General features: G+C 45.2%; 16 protein-coding genes and 2 pseudogenes. 8 read left to right on the plus strand and 10 right to left on the minus strand.

Going from position 1 to position 16,374, the window contains the following annotated elements:
• Positions 1 to 20: 20 nt before the first annotated feature.
• Positions 21 to 1,868, minus strand: a complete 1,848-nt coding sequence (locus NDK47_RS26965) for an ABC transporter substrate-binding protein (protein WP_251872788.1) — start codon at positions 1,866 to 1,868, stop codon at positions 21 to 23.
• A gap of 110 nt (positions 1,869 to 1,978) precedes the next feature.
• On the opposite strand from NDK47_RS26965, the gene NDK47_RS26970 reads away from it, so the two are divergent.
• The 4 genes from NDK47_RS26970 to NDK47_RS26985 all read left to right on the plus strand — a co-directional run bounded on the left by NDK47_RS26970 (position 1,979) and on the right by NDK47_RS26985 (position 5,154).
• Entirely contained in the window at positions 1,979 to 2,980 is a 1,002-nt protein-coding gene (locus NDK47_RS26970; RefSeq protein WP_251872789.1) for an alpha/beta hydrolase family protein, read from the plus strand.
• 212 nt (positions 2,981 to 3,192) lie between these two features.
• Positions 3,193 to 4,497, plus strand: coding sequence for a helix-turn-helix domain-containing protein (locus tag NDK47_RS26975; RefSeq protein ID WP_251872790.1), 1,305 nt, complete (start codon positions 3,193 to 3,195; stop codon positions 4,495 to 4,497).
• Positions 4,494 to 4,643, plus strand: coding sequence for a hypothetical protein (locus NDK47_RS26980; protein WP_251872791.1), 150 nt, complete (start codon positions 4,494 to 4,496; stop codon positions 4,641 to 4,643). The genes NDK47_RS26975 and NDK47_RS26980 overlap by 4 nt, the downstream gene beginning before the upstream one ends.
• Before the next feature lie 316 nt (positions 4,644 to 4,959).
• Positions 4,960 to 5,154 (plus strand): aspartyl-phosphate phosphatase Spo0E family protein, encoded by a 195-nt coding sequence (locus NDK47_RS26985; protein WP_251872792.1) that lies wholly within the window; start codon positions 4,960 to 4,962, stop codon positions 5,152 to 5,154.
• A gap of 21 nt (positions 5,155 to 5,175) precedes the next feature.
• On the opposite strand, the gene NDK47_RS26990 is transcribed toward NDK47_RS26985, so the two are convergent.
• The 8 genes and pseudogenes from NDK47_RS26990 to NDK47_RS27025 form a co-directional block, all read right to left on the minus strand.
• Positions 5,176 to 5,823, minus strand: a complete 648-nt coding sequence (locus tag NDK47_RS26990) for an ABC-2 transporter permease (protein WP_251872793.1) — start codon at positions 5,821 to 5,823, stop codon at positions 5,176 to 5,178.
• Positions 5,824 to 5,828: 5 nt separating this feature from the next.
• A complete protein-coding gene (locus NDK47_RS26995; protein ID WP_251872794.1) occupies positions 5,829 to 6,680 on the minus strand; it encodes an ABC transporter ATP-binding protein in 852 nt (283 codons plus the stop codon).
• Complete coding sequence (locus tag NDK47_RS27000) at positions 6,677 to 7,057, minus strand: GntR family transcriptional regulator (protein WP_251872795.1); 381 nt, start codon at positions 7,055 to 7,057, stop codon at positions 6,677 to 6,679. Before NDK47_RS27000 ends, NDK47_RS26995 begins: the two co-directional genes overlap by 4 nt.
• Positions 7,058 to 7,378: 321 nt before the next feature.
• Positions 7,379 to 7,738, minus strand: a pseudogene (locus tag NDK47_RS27005) (DUF2785 domain-containing protein); the annotation flags it as partial.
• Between the two features lie 178 nt (positions 7,739 to 7,916).
• Positions 7,917 to 9,983: a methyl-accepting chemotaxis protein gene (locus tag NDK47_RS27010; protein ID WP_251872796.1), complete on the minus strand. Its 2,067-nt coding sequence runs from the start codon at positions 9,981 to 9,983 to the stop codon at positions 7,917 to 7,919.
• Between the two features lie 286 nt (positions 9,984 to 10,269).
• Entirely contained in the window at positions 10,270 to 10,584 is a 315-nt protein-coding gene (locus NDK47_RS27015) for a DMT family transporter (protein ID WP_251872797.1), read from the minus strand.
• Positions 10,584 to 10,922, minus strand: coding sequence for a DMT family transporter (locus NDK47_RS27020; RefSeq protein ID WP_251872798.1), 339 nt, complete (start codon positions 10,920 to 10,922; stop codon positions 10,584 to 10,586). The genes NDK47_RS27015 and NDK47_RS27020 overlap by 1 nt, the downstream gene beginning before the upstream one ends.
• Before the next feature lie 57 nt (positions 10,923 to 10,979).
• A complete protein-coding gene (locus NDK47_RS27025) occupies positions 10,980 to 11,549 on the minus strand; it encodes a TetR/AcrR family transcriptional regulator (RefSeq protein ID WP_251872799.1) in 570 nt (189 codons plus the stop codon).
• A gap of 381 nt (positions 11,550 to 11,930) precedes the next feature.
• Here NDK47_RS27025 and NDK47_RS27030 point away from each other — a divergent pair, with 381 nt between their 5' ends.
• The 4 genes and pseudogenes from NDK47_RS27030 to NDK47_RS27045 all read left to right on the plus strand — a co-directional run bounded on the left by NDK47_RS27030 (position 11,931) and on the right by NDK47_RS27045 (position 15,729).
• Positions 11,931 to 12,524 (plus strand): TetR/AcrR family transcriptional regulator, encoded by a 594-nt coding sequence (locus NDK47_RS27030; RefSeq protein WP_251872800.1) that lies wholly within the window; start codon positions 11,931 to 11,933, stop codon positions 12,522 to 12,524.
• 309 nt (positions 12,525 to 12,833) lie between these two features.
• A complete protein-coding gene (locus NDK47_RS27035; RefSeq protein ID WP_172920624.1) occupies positions 12,834 to 14,024 on the plus strand; it encodes an ISL3 family transposase in 1,191 nt (396 codons plus the stop codon).
• 54 nt (positions 14,025 to 14,078) lie between these two features.
• Positions 14,079 to 14,582: pseudogene (locus NDK47_RS27040) on the plus strand (YqeB family protein); the annotation flags it as partial.
• Complete coding sequence (locus tag NDK47_RS27045) at positions 14,560 to 15,729, plus strand: DUF418 domain-containing protein (RefSeq protein ID WP_251872802.1); 1,170 nt, start codon at positions 14,560 to 14,562, stop codon at positions 15,727 to 15,729. The pseudogene NDK47_RS27040 and the gene NDK47_RS27045, both read left to right, overlap by 23 nt.
• A 336-nt stretch (positions 15,730 to 16,065) precedes the next feature.
• Here NDK47_RS27045 and NDK47_RS27050 read toward each other — a convergent pair whose 3' ends face one another.
• Positions 16,066 to 16,371, minus strand: coding sequence for a Zn-ribbon domain-containing OB-fold protein (locus tag NDK47_RS27050; RefSeq protein WP_251872803.1), 306 nt, complete (start codon positions 16,369 to 16,371; stop codon positions 16,066 to 16,068).
• Positions 16,372 to 16,374 lie beyond the last annotated feature (3 nt).

The raw sequence follows: 16,374 nt of genomic DNA on the forward strand, positions 1-16,374 counted from the left end.
CTGTTTTTGAGTTTACAATGTTATGTTAATTCTGTCAACCTGGGACTATTTTCACGGCTGTCAATTCTATCATTTCTGCTTTGAAACCAGACATCCTTAAACGGCACCCAGCCGAGCGCATTGAGCGTCACGCCGCTTAGCGCGGGATGATACGTTGCGCTTTCATGCCGATGGTACAGGAAATAGACGGCGCTCTCCTGTTTGAGCTGATCCTCCAAGGCGAGGAGGCGGGCAATCCGCTTCTCCGCTGCCGCCTCTTGCATAATGCCGGGCATCTGCTGGCGCACAGTCTCACACAACTCTGTTGACAAGTATCGGCTCAGCAGACTCTTCGGTGAGAGATACATCTCATGCAGAAACAGCTCCCGATTGTCATCTGTCACCTGGTAATAAAGGATCAGGTCAGCCTTCTCCAGATAGGCGGCGGAAGCAAACTCTTGAACGGGCAGAATATTCACCTCTACCTTGACACCCGCCTCTTCCCACTGCCGTGCAAGCCAACGGGCTTCCTGCTCATTCTGTTGAAACGTGTATGAGTATAGCTGCAATCCTTCGCCATTGTACCCGGCTTCCCGAAGCAACGCTGCTACATCTTGCTTTTGTTCCGGATCGCTGCTCTTCTTCAGATCAGCAAGAATGTTGGTTGCCGGGCTTACATCCCCACTCCCGACCGTTTCAAGGAAGGCCTCCCGGTCGATTGCCGCACAGAGGGCTTGCCGCAAAGCGCTGTTTTGCAGCAAACCCGATTTTTTCAGATTCAACAACAGCATCTTGCAGCCAACCGCCTGTCTGGAGACAGACTTCCAATCCGTTTCCTCCGCGGTCTTGGGCCCCCAGCGAAGATCATAGCCATCCATATGGACCGTTTTCCCCTCGATTTCATTTTCTGCCACCACCCATAACTCGATTTGATCAAGATGGGCGCGTCCCTGAAAATACGTGTGATGCGCACGCAAAACCAGCAGTTTGCATTCATTGCGCTCCACTTGAAAGGGACCTGTTCCCAGCGGCTCCAGAGCAAAGCGATCGTTCATTTCCTCGCAGATGCCCTCCGGGATGATGGAGGCGCGTTCAGAGGCCAAATAATGAATGAATCCATGATTGGGCGCATCCAGTACAATCTCAAACGAATACTCCTCGGAACACGTAACCGTGCCGATCTGCTTAAACATCCACAAGTCAGGGATGGTTTCCGAAAGCTGTCTTAATCGGAGCAGTGTATAGGCTGCATCGCGCGCGTTCATTTCCTTTCCATGATGAAAGAAGACTCCTTTTCGCAAAAAAAATCTCCATATCCTCCCGTCATGACTCACATCCCAGTAATGGGCCAGTGCGGGTTCCATCCGCTGTTTTTCGCTGTCGTAGCGAACCAACCCGTCAAACAGTTGCTTGACGATATGCCTCTGGAACGAATATTGAATCTGTGCAGGATCCAGACAAAAGAAAGGATAGGGAAAGAAAAGGCGCAGTTTTTCTACCCGTTGGTTATTGATAAACAGCGGTTGGTAGCCGAATTGTTTGCCTAGCCACTCGTGGAAGCGCGCTTTCTCCCAGGAGGAGACCGCATAGGTTTCCACAAAGCTGATGGCTTCCTTCATTTCTCCTTTATCGACGAGATGTTGGCCCACCTGGAGCAAAATACTTTCCCGGCTTGCGAGAAAAGACAGCAGAGAACGATTCCCTCTCCCCCGCCCCGGTATCCAGGTGATCCAGCCTGCACCCACCAGCTTTTGCAGCAGAATTTGGCAATTCCTGTTCGTACAGACAAAGATGTCGGTGAGCTGCGCTAACGTAACAGTGGTCTCTTCCCCTTCCGACACGTCCGCCAAAGCGGTACGCAATCGCAGGTAGTACTCGGCAAGCTGCATACCAGCCACCCCTTTAAAAGACGAAATATTTATAAAAACTGTACTCTTTTTCCAGCTGCGTTTCCAGATGAAAATTAAATAATGAGATCGAAAATAAGGGGGAGCTCATAATGAAAAAGCTGCACAAACTCGTGCTTGCCTCCTGTCTGGCAAGCAGCATGGTAACCGTTGCCTGCGGTGCTGGTGTAGAGACTGCTTCACAGCAAACGCCACAGACCGAAACACCAGCCACGCCGCCCGCCACAACCCAAACATCGGCCCCGCCAGCACAAACGACGGCTGCCACAGAGCCGGCCAGTCAGCCCGCCAAACCCAAATTGCCAAACAGCATCGTGTATACCATAGACGGGATGGAAAACGTCCAGGTAAAGGAAAATCAGACCTACAAGACCTTACCGGACGGAGACGATCTCATGCTCGATGTCTATCTGCCCGAGGATGCGGTCAAAGAGAAAACGTATCCTACCGTCATCATCGTTCACGGGCGCGGGAGAAATCCCGTCAATTTGAAAAGCCGCGGCCAATACATTACCTGGGGACAGCTGATCGCCAAATCAGGGATGGCGGCCGTCACATTCAACTACCGACTATCCACCTTTGATAGAACGGCAGAATCCTATGAGGATATCAAGGATTTGGTCTCCTATGTCCGCCAGCATGCCGACTCCCTCCAGATCGACAAAGACCGGATGGCGATCATCACGTACTCGGCTTCCGGAGCGGCCGGATTGTATATGCCGCTGAAAGAACGGCCGCCCTTCATCAAGGCGATGGTCTCCTATTACAACTGGCTGGATTTGGAGCATATGCGAGAATTTACGGAGCCGGCTGACTTTGACAAGCTGAACGAGTTTGCCCCGATCACACAGCTTCAGCGGGAACCGCAAAAAATTGCTCCCATGCTGGTCGTCAAAGCGGGTAAAGACAGCGAGCAAATCAACACGTCGATCGACAACTTCATGAAAACAGCGAAAGAAAAACAGGCAAACGTACAGCTTCTCGAACACCCGGACGGCGATCACGGCTTTGATTTTGAAAATGATAACGATACCTCCCGAGAGATCATTAAACAAACGGTGGAATTTTTGAAAGAGCATTTATTGGAGAAATAAAAGAGTAGTGAAAACAGAAAATCTCCTGCCAAAGGAACTTCCGTTCATTTTCCTTGGCCAGGGGATTTTTTTATTTCTTCCAAAGCTATCCCTTTGCCGCACAATCAGCATTTTACAAAAAACCCGCATAATGTTAATATTTGGATAAATCAACCGATATAAAAGAGAGTGAACAAAAATAAAGCATCGATCTGATTGGAAGGTGAAGGCCTATGGAGGCAACTGTAAGGACTCTTCGATTTACGACCATCGGTGATGTCATAAAAAGATATAGAGAACAGTCAAGCTTAAGCATTTCACATCTGGCGAAAGTGACCGGGGTTCACAAAGGAGTGATTGCGAAGATCGAAAATGGCGGTACCAAGCGCCCGGAATTAAAAACGATCATGCCGATCGCGAAAACCCTGGACATTCCCACTGCCGATATCATTGAACACTACATCGAGATTGACAGCCGTCCGGAAGTCCTGTTTGAACTGATCAATGAGGCCATTCATTTGTCCAATATACCGCTCGTTGCAAAAGTTGCATTGCGTTTTCTGCAGACTCCCTATAAAGAAAGTCATACCTTGATGGAACGACTCTATGATTTTGTCGGTTCCCTGAAAGAGAAAAGCGTCCAGCTTCCTTTGTACGACGTCATCATTAAATACGCAAGGGAACGCGGCATGCAGCGATACCTGGCCAAGGGATTAATGCAGAAATTTCTCATCGAAATGCATGATTTAAATCTGCTGGAAGAATCCTTTCGGCTCGGGGAAGAGGTTCTTCATTACACGGATTTCCTGGATCAAGAAGAAAGAATCCATTTTTACTATCAGATGGCTTTTCAGGCGCATGATCTGAAGAAATATGAGAAGTGTATTGAGCTTGGAAAAATGGGACATGCCGAGGATGCGACGGTTAATGAGACCAAGGAAAGGGTGGCCTGGGCGATCTGCAATTCATACTATCGGATGGATGATATTGCAGGTTTGGAAGAACATCTGAAACTATACGAAGAATTAGAATACCGCTTTGTTACTCGAAGATTAAAGTATTATCGAGCAATCATCCTTTCTAAAAACGGACATTATGACGAAGCAATCCCCTTGTTAAAAGAGTGTTTGGAGGAAGCAACCAAAATCAATCGATTGCATCGGGTAAATATTTTATTGGAGACACTCCTCAAAAAAAACGACGTAAATGCTATCCAACAGCTTTTGGAACAAGAGGAGAAAAATCTTGCAACTGAATTTACCACTCCCTACTATTTTTCTGAGATAGGGAGGTACTTTAAACAAAAAGGAACATTCCTTATTGGCCAAGGTGCTTTTTCTGATGGAATTGAAGCTTTTCTACAAGCCATGCGTTTTTTCGGTAGAATCAATGCCCGGAAAGACATGATGGAATGTTCGGAGCATATCTATACCTTTCACTATGATCAAGGAAAAGAAATAAAATTAGATCTTCTAGGAAAACTAAAAGTAGTGTATAATAATGTCAATAATGGCAATATTAAGGAGGAATACAAATGAAGAAAAAGTTCACTATTCTTACAGCGTTATCGTTGACACTGGCTTGCTCTCTACTCTTTGCACCAAATTTCGGAGCCCAAGATAACCAACTAGCTTTGTCACAGGCGACAAAAATCAAAGTAAATACTGACGACCCACGAGGTTAATTTGTGCAGAATAACAAAAGCATCCCTTTCCTCATTAACAGGAAAGGGATGCTTTTTTATATCCATATACTCGAATTTGGTCGAATTTTGTAAAACGTCTGCTGCTTTTTATTGTCAAAAAAATTTTGAGACATATTTTACCATGTAGTTACAGGTTCTGATATGAGCCTACATGAAATGCGTTTCATAGATCAAATGAATGCCGATGTTACGCGAAAAGAGGCATTTCCTGGCCTCTCTTTATAGAATGGAAAAAATTTTTCAGAGGGAATCTACGGCAGTACGGACCCTACTATATGATTGTGGAGGAATTATATTGGAGGAAGATAAACTGAAACTCACGATTGAACAGCTGCGTCTGCAATTATGCAAGATGGTCAAAGAGAAAGGAATCTCAGATACTTCCGTCTTGGCCTTGAGCCAAGAACTGGACATCTATATTGTTCAATATCAGCGCAGACATGCAAGAATGAAAAATAGCCCCGTTTTGGAGCTATCATTGGTGAATTGAGAGTTATCTCTCAGCGCGTGATCACAAGTTCTGCTTCGCGTAGATTCTCGCAGAGCACTCCATCGAGATCCAAGAAATGGAGAGAGCCAGTAGACCCAGGAACAACACTTGAACGACTCCAGGTAAAGGAAGCAGATTTTGCAGTCCGATCTGTTGGAATTGCATGGCTCTGATCATCTGTGGAAATACGAATGGGAATAAAAAGATCAGAAACATAAAGATATACTTGGATTTTTCATAACCGAAGCGATACTGGACAGGGATCATCACCCCGAAAACAGCTGCCATGACGAGGATGGACACGCCAACCTCTGACAAACTCAGCATTTCCATCTTGGCCGGAATCAGCAGGCTTGCAAAGGAATATAAAAGATAGCAGCCCGCAAAAATGGCGAGGAGAAAGAAGTATTTTGCGATCACGATGGTCCTTCTTGTATATGGTGTTGCGCAAAGAAGGGCTGAGCCTTTGCTTTTATACTCAATCATCGACACGGTATTGAACAGCAAATATTGAATAAAAAGAGTGCTGAGAAAAAATGCGAGAAAACCTCCCGGCATAAAATCGACTTTGCTCTTGATAAAAATCGGCAGCACCAATCCGGCGATTAACATGACGGTCCAATACTTTTTGGCGAGAAGGAAATCCTTTTTGACCAGATGATATACCATCTACATTACCTCCTGATGTACGCCAACATGACGTCTTCAATGGCGGGTCTTTCCACAATCACGTTTCCCATCTGCTGGCGAACAGCCGTTTTATTGTCTGTCAAACCGGAAAAGCCGTAGTCGGTTTCATGAAGAGTCAAAAACAATCCCCGCGTATGTTCATTCAGTTCTTTTCGATCTCCTTTCACCAGACAGTGTCTGTCTAACAGAACATCTTTTTCTTCACTTAAGATGATTCGGCCATTCTCGATGAAAATCAGCATGTCTGCCACTTTGTCCAAGTCAGAGGTAATATGGGATGAAAAGAAAACACTTTTTCCCTCTTGCTTGATAAAAGCAAGCAGGATATCCATCAATTCCATTCTCACTTGAGGATCGAGTCCGCTTGTCGGTTCATCCATGATCAACAAGTCTGGATGATGGGACATGGCCAGTGCGATCGCGTATTTCATGCGCATGCCTTTGGACAACGTGCTGATTTGCTGACCGGCTGGCAGGTCGAAGTCCTTCATATACTTCTGAAAGAGCGCTTCGTCCCAATGGGCGTATGCTGGAGCCATAATCCTTTTCATATCCAGCAACGTGAGATCTTCATAGAAATACCCTTCATCCAATACGATCCCGATGCGGTTTTTGAAATCTCGCTCCACGGATTCAATCTCTTTGCCGTAAAAGAGAATCTCTCCGGCGTCCTTTCCGATTAATCCGAGAATCGATTTGATCGTCGTCGTTTTTCCAGCACCGTTGACACCGATAAATCCGGTAATGCAGCCTTCAAGCAAGGAAAAGCTAACGTCCTTCAAGGCGAAAGCACCCAAGTCCTTCTTCAATCCTTTTACCTCTAGAACCGGCTTCATTCCTCTCCCTCCTCAAAAAGTACATCCATCATGGCATACAACTCGTTTTTGCCAATCCCAAGCGTACGTGCAGTATTCCACGCCTCCATCAGTTTTACTTCCACCATATGTCGTTTCGATTCCAGCAGCAGTTCCAGGTTTTCTTTGGCTACAAATGACCCCTTCCCCGCTCTGGTTGTAATAAAGCCTTCCGATTCAAGCTCGTCGTAGACTCTTCGGGTAGTCAGAACACTCACACGCAGATCATTTGCCAATGCGCGTATGGATGGAAGCATCTCTCCTTCTTCCAGTTCACCGCGCAGGATTGCATCCTTTATCTGATTTTTGATCTGCTGATAGATAGGCAGATCGGACACGTTGGAAATGATAATTTTCATTTACCCTCCAGATAACTGTGTATTAACGACATACACAGAATACACAAACGATACACTATCTGTCAATACACACATGCCTATTCCTTCGTTGCCAAGAAGGTCAATAAGCAAAACCTTCTTACATGAGCGTGTGTAAGAAGGTCTTGCTTTTCTCTCTATGCTTTTTTTCACGCCTGTGGTTTCACCGGCCTTCTGAGACAGAAATAACCTCCTACGCACAAGATGGTGTTATGCCAAAAAAGACTACTCCTGTTTTATCGTATTTAGCCGAGAAGACGCCTACTTCCAATTCTTACCCAGTTTGACAAAGTGGGGGTATGTTCAACCAAACTTGTTCAATGCCGCCTCGGCGGTGAGTATGGCAGAGAGATGACTATCCCCGTAGCGATCCTGTCTCCCTCGAAAATAAAGACTGCGCAGAAAGTTCTTGCTGTTCACCCGGGCGATAGCCTGACTTCGGCTTCTCGGCCAACTGCCGCACTGTGCCAAACCGGTAATCCAATCGGCGATCTCCTGCTGCGGCAGCAGGGCTTGGTCAATCATCGTATCTACGATAGTAGCGATCCGCTCATCCTCTTCCTCACTGAATATCTGTTTCCCGTTTTGCAGCATCCCCGAAATAGCGGCAAGAACCTCATGCTGCAGCGCCGCATCGCTCTCCGGGCACTGTACTACGCGCATGTTTTTGTATGACGTTGAGTTTCAACGTGTCCTTTCCTGTTTATTTTTGCGAAAAACCGCTAAACACCAGATTTCTATGTGTTCAGCGGTTTTTGGGGGCATGTCGTACTCACTTCAAACGTGCTTGCACGTTGGGGAACGAAGGAAACGGAAGCCAGTTTGTTCCGGCTGCCATCGATTATAACTTGAACCTTTCCACAACTTCTCGCAATATATGGGCAGAATCGGCATTCTTTTGAGAAATGGCGGCAACTTGATCGTTATTATCCGCAATGAACCCTGACTGCTTGGATATGGTTTCAATTTGCTCGGCATTCATGCTGACAGAGTTCGTGATCTGCTCTACGGCAGCAACGGTATTGGTGATGGAGGCATTCAATTCTTCGAATGCAGCGCTGAATTCGGAGAGCAGTGTGCCAAAATAGTTTGCGTCCCCATCATATTGTTCGGAAATGTCGATGAGACTGCCATAATCCGCCTGAACCTTACGATCAATAAAATCCAAGACTTTCGACGAACTGCTGGATAGATTGTCCACCGATTCCCGTGCAATTTCAATAACACCTTGTATATTCCCAACTAAATTGGATGACTGAGTAGCCAGTTTTCGAATCTCATCGGCGACGACTGAAAAACCTTTGCCGCTTTCCCCGGCGCGGGCCGCTTCAATCGCGGCATTCAAGGCCAGCAGATTCGTTTGCTGCGAGATATTCAAGATCGCGTCAACCAATAAATGGATTTGTTCCATCGATGCGGTAGATTGCTCGATTGCCGTTTCCACTTGTTGTTTTACTTCTTGATAAATTTGATCCGCGGTTTCTCTGGCAGCAGTGGCAGTCTGCTTCATGTTTTCAGCCCGGGAGCTGACTTCTTGCGACGCGGAAGCCGCCTCGGCGGTTTGCATGGAAACAGATTGGATGACCGCTTGAATGTCGTTTAACGTTGCGTTCATTTCCTCCGTAGTGGCCATGGTTTCCTGCACATGCTTTAACAATACTTGGGCTGCCTTCGCCGTTTCCTTCGATTGATCGCTCACCTGGGCCGTAGAGGTTTGGATGGTTTGCGCATTATCGGCAAGAGAATGCGAGGCTGAAACCAGCTTCTGAGCGACCTCGTGCAATTGTTCCCGCATGGTGAGGATCGAACGGGCCATGAACCCTATTTCATCTTGTGTTTGTACCTTTTGCGAAGCGCCGTCCCGCAAATCAAATTGGGCCGTTCTTTCAACCAGGTGTTTCATACGGACGATCGGACCCGTGATCAAGCGGCTGATGGCAAACGAGATTGCGATCGCCGCCGCGACAGCCACGGATATTTTTATGACGGCACCCGTCAGCTTGTTGGAAAGCAGTTCATTGAGTTCGGTATTATCAAAGACGATTTCAATGACCCTGGATCGGCTAAGGTCGCTCGACTTTTCATCCAATCGATACGGGGAAAAGCGATGCACCAGCTCCTGTCCGTCCACCGTTTCTGTATACTCCCTGATCTCCTGGGTTTGGTACGCTTCGGTAAAAGCAGGCTTGAGATGTTCAGCAAGCGTCAATGCTTTGCCGTTTTCCCCCTGTTTTCCGAGCGCGTACCCATCGTGGGAATAGACCGTAATCTCTTTTACGATATCGTATTTCTTGAGGATCTCCTCAGAAACATCAAGGAAATTAAAAGCTTTAAACAGGCTGCTGTCCTGAAGATTGATGCCTACCTCAAGCAAGTATTGATGATCAGGGGTTGGGAGGTAAGCAAACTTTTTGATTGCTCCGGTAGTCACGGATACTTCCATGCCGTCGGCGGTAAATTCATTTCCATCTATTCGTTTTTTCAGAAGATTGGTGAACGCTCCTGCATTGCTAAAGTCTAGCCCAACGTCACTTTCTACATTCGAAAAGGCGACTTTCATGCTTCGATCAATCACAAAGATATCCATGTTATTCAAACTATTTTTTAACGCGCCAAAATCCCAATTGTTCAAATCAGGTTCATTCTGATACTTCTTCGTCAGCTCCTCCAGCGCCTTCCGCATCTGGCTTTCCATATCCTGTTCAAAGACACCGTACACCAAATCTACATTTTTTACCGAATGGATGATTTGATCATTGACCATCTGGTACTGCATGGCTTTCTCTGTAATGATGTTTTGCTTTAACTGGAAATAGTCAATAACCGAAATAGCGAATACCACTATCATCGTAAAAAGCGAGATAATCGCTGTCAGCTTTGTTTTCAGCGATACAAATTTTCCAAGCATTGGCTGCACCTCATATAACTAGTCTGGAAGCTCATATTGGACCTTTTTGTTTATTCATAACGGAAGTGTTTGATCGTTCGCAGCCATTTTAATAAACATCACCAACCCATCGAAATATGTCGAAACCATGGAACACATTTTACATGAAGTAGAATGGCTCTTCCAATTTTTCTCTGGCTTTTTTGTTTGCACGAACCAGATTGTGAAAGTTTAATGGCAAAGGAGTCATACGAAATAAAGCGAAAAAAGGGAGCTGGCCACTGCAGCTCCCTTGAAGGTCTTTTATTTACGAAACAACCTTTAGTCCGGTAACACCAATGATAATCAGGAGTAAGCTGACAATCCGAGCTGCGCTTCTGGACTCTCCGAAAAAGATCATATTGATCAACACGGCACCTGCTGTTCCCAAACCAATCCATACAGCGTAAGCAATACTTAATTGCAGGTAGTCAAATGCCTGATAGAGCAAAGCAAATGACAGCGTAAACCCGCCGATAAATAATCCCCCGTGGCGAATGTTCTTTACCCGGCTAAATAGCTTCAAGCCCACAACCCCAACCATTTCACTGATAGCAGCCAAGACGACAAATACCCAACCCATTATGGATGCACCCTTTCTTCCTTCTGATTATCAGCCAGCTTCAAACCAACAACACCAGCCACAAGCACTCCAATAAAGAGGACCTTCAGCAAGTTCATGCTTCCGCCAAACAAAAAGGAATCCATGAATACCGTCCCGATGGAACCGACCCCGGCAAACACCGCGTAAACCGTTCCGGTCGGTAACCCTTCACAGGATTTTGAGAGAAAATAAAAATCTATGACGATCACACCTACCACAAGCACCCACTGCCAGGCAGATTCTGCGGTACGAAAGCCAAAAACCCATACCATTTCCAACAAACACGTCATGACTACATACATCCAACTTTTGTTCATTCCACTCACTCCCTGATGACTGACATTCAGTCATTTTTGTCTAAAATCCAACATACTTTACGGACGCAAAGCATGTTCTAAAAATGTCAGCAATTCCGCCTTCTGCTCTGCTTCTTTTTGAGCGTCGTACGCATCATATAAATAGACCTGCTCTGCAGCAGTTTCAATCAGTCCAAGAACCAATTTGGCGGTACGAGCAGCATCGATCGTTTCACGAATGAGATGGCGGCTTTTATTCGTTTCCAGCAGAGACGCCAGCAGATCGTAAAACGGCGTATAGATGGTTTCCCACTCACTCATATTCTCCGTCGTTGAAAAACCGGCATAGACCAGAACGGTGACATCACGAAATTCGCCCGTTACCTGAAAAATGGCATCCACCAGCTGGCTGAGCTGTTCCTGTAAAGGAGCTTCCAGAGCGACGTTGGCTTCCACCTTTTTGATCAATTGCAACACAATTTGCTCTGCAATCGCAGGCATAACCGATAATTTCGAAGGGAAATACAAATAAAATGTCCCTTGGGCAATCTCCGCCTTTTTGACGATGTCTGATATCTTGGTTTTTTCGATGCCTTTCTCTTTAAAAACCTCGATCGACGCTTGCACGATCTTTGTTTTTTTATCCATATGCAGAGCCTCCGGCAGAAATGACTGAATATCATTCATTTTAGCAGGGGAGTTTGTTACTGTCAAATCTTGTTCGTTTTTATCCGGTTCCTCACCCACACGGAGAACTTGGGAGACTTTTTCGGAGATGGAGCATAGGGAGTTTGATGAGCAATCATTTTCTTATCAATGCAAAAAGCTTGGTTATGTTTGCTTTCACTGCAGGACGACCGGACTAATCGCAAGGCATACAAAAAGTCCCGACGATACGCTCGTCGGGATTTTGTCATGCTATTTATCTAAAACATTTGACAAGATCTTAATTCCTTACTAGAATCTAATTGAATGACCAATCAATTTTTTGTCCGTTCAATCAAAAATGTAGTTCAGGAGATGAATAGCATGACCGATTCTTTTATCGCAGAGGCTAGAAGAGAGCAAATTATTCTCGCATGCATCGATACTTTAGAAGAGGTTGGATATAACAATTTAAGCTTAACGAAGGTAGCGAAAAAGGCTAAGATCAGCACCGGACTTATTTCTTATCATTTTAATGACAAGCATGACCTGATGAATCACACCTTACAGTTTTTAGTTGCAAAGCAACATGATTTTATCAGCAGTAAGGTTACATTAGCCCAATCTGCCGCGAAACAACTGGAGACTTTTATTGAAGCGCATTTGGCCTATCAAGAAACTCATCATAAACATAATATCGCTTTAATCGAGATTGTCTTTACTGCCCGAAATGAAGAGGGCATGGCTTATTACAGAATGGAGGAAGAAAATGAAGAAGACGCGCTTCGAATGATGTTAGTGGAAATTCTCAAGGAAGGCAGGCAAAATGGCGAGTTTACTCAATCCTTTCAAACTGAAATCGTCGCTTCATTTATTTTAGGGGCGATCGAAGAACGAATGTTGAAGGCAAATTCATCTATCCCAATGGAAAATTACTCAGACGAACTCATCAAAATGGTAAAGAAACACATTGTCTAAACAGCGAACCCCAACAAGAAGGGATTGACTGCCCATGAAAAATACATCTGTCATTGGACTAAGTTTTTTGGAAAAGCTGCTTGTGATCGTAAATCCGATCATTTTAGGAATAATTGGATGGTTTTTACCCAGTTTGTTAGAAATCATTAAAAAAATCCCTTTTTTATCTGATTCAAAATTAATCGATCTTTTGATTTTTATTCATCCTTTTGATTCATCACCATAACCCGTGCTAGACATTGAAAAAACGCAGATGTTCCTCTATCGTGGGAGTTGTCGAGACAACCACTGAAAAGGAGGAAATCTGCGTTGTGCCTTGATTTTAGCACAGACTTTGTCAGACTTCCATCATTCCATCTCACTCATTGGGAAAAAACAACGGAAACGGATTGGATCGCTGTTCTGGAACCGAATTCTGCTTGTTATCTTTGTCCGATCTGTCTCCGAGCCAGTACCAACCATGCCCGTCCTGGACGGCGTATTCTTCGTCATCGTTTCGTTCCTTCTTGGGGGACCGTCTGGGTATCCGTTCCCGTGTATCGCCAGCGCTGTGCGAGTTGTGGGCTTACATGGACAGTGGAATGGAACGGTATCCCGCCTCGAGGATTGGTCACCTCTGCTTTTCAAGAGATGGCGGTGGATATGTGCCGCGGCCGGGATTTGCTCTCGGTTGCCAAGCAATTGAGTGTGGCCTACTCGACACTCGAACGCTGGTACTACCAACTGGCCCCCCAACGCCTTGCTCAACCAAAAGAACATGAAGCTCCTGAAGTGGTCTGTCTGGATGAGTTTGCGTTGCAAAAAGGACATAAGTACGGCGTGAACCTCATGGATGCTCAAACCGGTCATATCTGGCAAGTCACAGAAGGACGTTCACGTGAACAGGTACGAAACGCCCTGCAGCAATGGCCCTTTCGTAAGGCTCCCCATGTAGTTGTCACGGATTTGGCTCCAGGAATGGCTGAAACAGTACGCCAAGTCTGGAAGCATACCCTTGTGGTAGCAGATAAATTTCACGTGATCCAGCTTTTCTCGAAAGCGTTGGAAGCTACCCGAAAACGCACTCATGCTCGTGGAACACATCGTCGGGGCAGACATGAGCAACGCCTGCTCCATACGATCCCTGACAAGCTGAAGCCCGAAGAGCTTCAGGAACTGAAGAATTGGTTAGCAGAAGATCCACACCTCAAACGACTCTACTTTGCGCTTCAAGACATAAGAACCGTGTATGCCGTTCAAACCCAAGAGGCAGGCGAGGAAGCACTTCAGAAATGGATTGACGACCATCTCTATTCTCCGACTCCTGCGGTTCGTTCCATTGCCAAAACGATTGTCCAGTGGCGAGAGCCCATTCAGAATTATTTCTCCTTTCGGGTAACGAATGCCAAGATTGAAGGGACACACAACAAAGTGAAGGTGATCAAACGAAGAGCCTACGGCTACCGCAATCTAGAGAGATTCAAGATTCGCATTAGACTGGAGTGTAAACCGGCTACATAACTACGAAAAACTGCGATAGAGGGAGATCAAGCACGTTTTACGGTGAAGAGCTATCCTTTTTGGTTATCCGTCATTCTTATGTTTGTTGGTGTCATTGTTGGGATTCTATTTTCTTTCATCATTTATAGTGATGCTTTAAAGATGAGGATTACTTCGGAAAGCATTCATATTAATAAAGATGACCAAGAAAAACAAATCACAAGGTCTCAAGTAAAAGCCGTTTTTGTAGACAATCGTCAAGTAGTGGTCATTGATCAAGCAGGTCGAGAATGGTTACGTGAAACATCTGATATTCCCCCAAGCAAAATTAAAGATGCTTTTTTGATGCACAGATTCCCATGGGTGGAACAAGATCCTTACCAACAGGAATATGGCCTATGGAAATTAGAGGATGAGCGATTCAGTTCACGTGTAAATACTATTTTGTATGAAAGACGAAATGCCATTCGGGACGGAAATACGAAAAAAGCGAAGCATTTGCGCAAAGATTTGAATGAGCTGGAGGTATTTGTCAAAGACCAAGGAGAAGATCAGTATGTCCGTTCCATTAAACAATAAAACAACTGAAGGAAAAAATCGTGCCACTTCATTGGATCTGGCAAGAGGTGTCATGTTACTGCTCATTGCACTCGCACATGCCCCCCTGTATTTGTACAACTCAGAACCTGGAATCATGCAAAGGGCCGCGGGCATAAACTTCTTTGATCAAATCGTGAACCTTTTTGGTATGTTCTTTATTGATAACCGGGCAAGAGCGATGTTTGCCGTATTATTCGGGTATGGTTTAGTACTGTCATTTAAAAGTCAAATCTCTAAAGGAAAAACAGAAAAAGATACCTTAAAAACGATACGACGACGTTCCTGGTATTTGATTCTGTTTGGAATCCTGTTAGCGATCTTCATTGGCGGCCAAGATATTCTAATGGCATACGGTTTAGCAGGGCTTCTCGTTAGCTGGCTATTAACACGTGAAATCAAAACACTCATACGAACGTTTTCGATTGTCACTTTATTCTATTGTCTTTTTACTCCCATCATATGGGGCTTCAACATGCAAAAGATCGGAAGTTACGGTTTTGCTCCAGATGTTTCGGCCACAGACACATACCTGCATACAACGATGGTAACCCTGATTTATTTTCCTACGATTCCGATCATGATTCATTTTTTGTTCCCCATTCTTCCTTCCGTTTTAGCAGGAATGTGGATCGCTCGATATCAGTTATTAACAAAACCTGAGCAGCATGTAAGAACACTTTATTTCATAATCTTTGTGGGATTGACTGTCTCCTTACTAGGAGCGTTACCTTTATCCTTGTTAGGAAGCGTATGGCATCCAGGTTTCTTTACAGCGGGTTTACTATCCGGACTCCACATGTTAACAGGAATCGCCGGAGGATTAGCCTATGCGGCGATTTTCGGAATAATCGGGGCCAGGTTAAAAAAGCCAGGGCACATTAGCTATTCTTTTATAGCTTTAGGGAAGCGTTCTTTAACATTCTTTGTTTGGAATGAGGCCATGATCGTTCTATTCCTGTCACCAGTCGCACTTGATTTAGGCGGACATGTAAGTAACGGGATAGCTGCTATGATTGCAGTGGCGATTTGGATCTTTTCTGTCGTGTTGGCGACGTTATTGGAAAAAAATAATTTGAATGGTCCATTGGAAATATTGTTAAGGCGATTGGTGTATAAAAAAAAGTAAACGTCTTCTTATGATAAGGCTCTCTACGTTGTTTGTAACAGAAGATTAAAGGCCATCCTTGTGGGACGGCCTTTCCTTTACATCATGGGAATCCATTACCCCTCGTATGCTTGCTCTAACGAACTCATATCGATTTTCGCTTTCGTTTGAAGCAATGCCTTCACCTTGCGAGTTGAACCACAGATTGGGCGCAATAAATGTCGTGCCGCATCCATGCCTAAGTTGACTCCCCCCATATCGATCTGCTTTTGAATCAAGGTTTTCGTAATCCCCAGCATACGTTCGCGAAACGCGGTCGTTTTTTGACTGGAGATGCCTTACTCAAATCCATGCCCTTTACTCAAACCAATAAATCGATTCCTCTACCCGGTTCATCTTCACACGCTGTCCGATTGCAGCCTGATCTCCCTCCAATCGGGCCGTGACTCTCAATCCCCCGTCCAATTCGACCAAGGCGACGATATAAGGCAGCTGTGATTCATACTTTCCTGCCGCTACTCGAATTGTAGTGTAGGAATAAATGATGCCTGTGCCTGTGTATTTCTTTTCAACAAGATGATCGGAGGTGCATTTTGGACAGCCGTATTTAGGCGGGATGGCTTGATGGCCGCATTCCTCGCAAACTACTACCGTGATTTCCATGCG

The organism is Brevibacillus ruminantium, from assembly GCF_023746555.1.
Taxonomy (GTDB): Bacteria; Bacillota; Bacilli; order Brevibacillales; family Brevibacillaceae; genus Brevibacillus; species Brevibacillus ruminantium.

What these genes read in the sequence shown, in the direction of transcription:
- NDK47_RS26995 (WP_251872794.1), bottom strand. Translation starts at nt 6,680, where the DNA reads ATGAAGCCGGTTCTAGAGGTAAAAGGATTGAAGAAGGACTTGGGTGCT.
- NDK47_RS27050 (WP_251872803.1), bottom strand. Translation starts at nt 16,371, where the DNA reads ATGGAAATCACGGTAGTAGTTTGCGAGGAATGCGGCCATCAAGCCATC.
- NDK47_RS27020 (WP_251872798.1), bottom strand. Translation starts at nt 10,922, where the DNA reads ATGAACAAAAGTTGGATGTATGTAGTCATGACGTGTTTGTTGGAAATG.
- NDK47_RS26965 (WP_251872788.1), bottom strand. Translation starts at nt 1,868, where the DNA reads ATGCAGCTTGCCGAGTACTACCTGCGATTGCGTACCGCTTTGGCGGAC.
- NDK47_RS27025 (WP_251872799.1), bottom strand. Translation starts at nt 11,549, where the DNA reads ATGGATAAAAAAACAAAGATCGTGCAAGCGTCGATCGAGGTTTTTAAA.
- NDK47_RS26970 (WP_251872789.1), top strand. Translation starts at nt 1,979, where the DNA reads ATGAAAAAGCTGCACAAACTCGTGCTTGCCTCCTGTCTGGCAAGCAGC.
- NDK47_RS27030 (WP_251872800.1), top strand. Translation starts at nt 11,931, where the DNA reads ATGACCGATTCTTTTATCGCAGAGGCTAGAAGAGAGCAAATTATTCTC.
- NDK47_RS27045 (WP_251872802.1), top strand. Translation starts at nt 14,560, where the DNA reads ATGTCCGTTCCATTAAACAATAAAACAACTGAAGGAAAAAATCGTGCC.
- NDK47_RS26980 (WP_251872791.1), top strand. Translation starts at nt 4,494, where the DNA reads ATGAAGAAAAAGTTCACTATTCTTACAGCGTTATCGTTGACACTGGCT.
- NDK47_RS27000 (WP_251872795.1), bottom strand. Translation starts at nt 7,057, where the DNA reads ATGAAAATTATCATTTCCAACGTGTCCGATCTGCCTATCTATCAGCAG.
- NDK47_RS26975 (WP_251872790.1), top strand. Translation starts at nt 3,193, where the DNA reads ATGGAGGCAACTGTAAGGACTCTTCGATTTACGACCATCGGTGATGTC.
- NDK47_RS27015 (WP_251872797.1), bottom strand. Translation starts at nt 10,584, where the DNA reads ATGGGTTGGGTATTTGTCGTCTTGGCTGCTATCAGTGAAATGGTTGGG.
- NDK47_RS27010 (WP_251872796.1), bottom strand. Translation starts at nt 9,983, where the DNA reads ATGCTTGGAAAATTTGTATCGCTGAAAACAAAGCTGACAGCGATTATC.
- NDK47_RS26990 (WP_251872793.1), bottom strand. Translation starts at nt 5,823, where the DNA reads ATGGTATATCATCTGGTCAAAAAGGATTTCCTTCTCGCCAAAAAGTAT.